The 1630-nt window shown below is 38.6% G+C and carries 1 protein-coding gene; it reads right to left on the reverse strand.

Annotated features, from left to right (window positions below):
• Positions 1–138: 138 nt before the first annotated feature.
• On the reverse strand, positions 139–1377 hold the full coding sequence (locus tag V7149_RS20040; RefSeq protein WP_335347358.1) for an IS110 family transposase: 1239 nt from the start codon (positions 1375–1377) through the stop codon (positions 139–141).
• Positions 1378–1630 lie beyond the last annotated feature (253 nt).

Raw genomic sequence — 1630 nt, forward strand, 5'->3', positions numbered from 1 at the left:
CTAAACCAGCTAATAGTTTGTCAACATTTTTCAATAAAAAGTTTAATAACCCCATGATATACTAAAAATGTTCATGCTAAATAACCTTCCGTTATACTCGTTTTGGAAGGTTTTGTTGTATTTAGTTAGATATAGTTTTTAATCTATATTTAGGAAAGTAGATTTGCTTTTTAGTAAGGCGTAAATCCAATGTAAGAGCTTATTTACACAGGCAATGATCGCTACTCTGAAGGGTTTTCCTTCTTCTCGCTTCTTGTCGTAAAACTCTCGTAGTCTTCTATTGCGTGGAATAATCTCATCAGTCGTTTTCTTTTTACGTGCATCTCGAATCCCACTTTGAACAGCCATATACAGGGCATGACGAAGTCTACATGAGCCACGTTTGGTAATTCGATTTACGGATGCAGTAAACTTTCCAGAAGAGTAGACACTAGGATCTATTCCAGCGAATGCAACTAACTTTTTGGCACCATTAAACCGATCTATCTCTCCAATTTCGGAAATAATCGTTGCAGCGATTTTTTCTCCAATTCCAGGGATAGATTGAAGGATCTCATATTCTTCAATTTCCTTAGCGAGAGCATCTATTTCATTCGCAATTTTGGATAGATGTTCTTGGTATTGAAGAACAATCTTAACTAAGATCTCAAGGTTAAAGATATGACTTTGGTAGAGGTTGTTTTGAAAAGGATTACGCAGGGCTGCTTCGCGCAACTTCTGTGCCCTTTCCTTTGCCCAAGTCTCCGAACGACTTTTACATAATGAAGCTATCCTATTTGTAATTTCTTTTTCACTTACACTTAATACTGCCTCAGAAGTAGGAAAGGCTAGTAAAGTAAGCAACGAAACCTTTGAATAGAGGCTTCCAAATACACCTCGGTACTCAGGAAATACCTGGTCGATTAAAGAGTGTAACTGTAACTTTGTTTTCGCTGATATTTCTGCAATATTCTCTTGTTGCCTTGTTAGATTACGAAGGTTCAAGAGTTGAATTCCACGCTTCTTGTATGGTTCTAACTCCTCTTTATAATAGAGTTCGCAAAGGTGATAAGCATCGATTGCATCTGTTTTAACCTTTCGTAGGCTTGAGCTCTTAGCTCTGTGTGAGATAAGAGGATTAACGATAATATAAACATATTTTTGTTCCTCTAAAAACTGAATAACGGGAGTATGATAGTGCCCAGTTGATTCTAAAACGACCGAAGGTTGATGACCACCTGCGGAACTCTCAACTTCTTGAAGGTACTCTAATAAATTCCCCAAACCCTCAAGATCGTGTTTAATACTGAAGCTCTTACGGTATGGTTTGCCTTTATCTAAAAATGCTTGTACCTGACTTTCCCCTTTTGAAACATCCAGACCAATGACTGGATTCATACTGTATCTCCTCCAAGTAATGCAATATTAGTCGGTATCCCCTAGGGCTTCTTGTAATGTCATAGGTTCGCTTGTTAAACGGGATCGTTGTCCCAACCAGCCTGAAACATGTTTATACAAGTAGGGGGTGAACAGTTTAGCTGACGGGATTAAATCCCACGGGGGCGACGTTCTACCCCGACTACCGTAATCATATGACCATATAGAAAAAGGTCAACCAGAAAAATCTGGCTAACCTTATATTACGAACGGG

Source organism: Bacillus sp. JJ1503, assembly GCF_036965125.1.
Lineage (GTDB): Bacteria > Bacillota > Bacilli > Bacillales > Cytobacillaceae > Cytobacillus.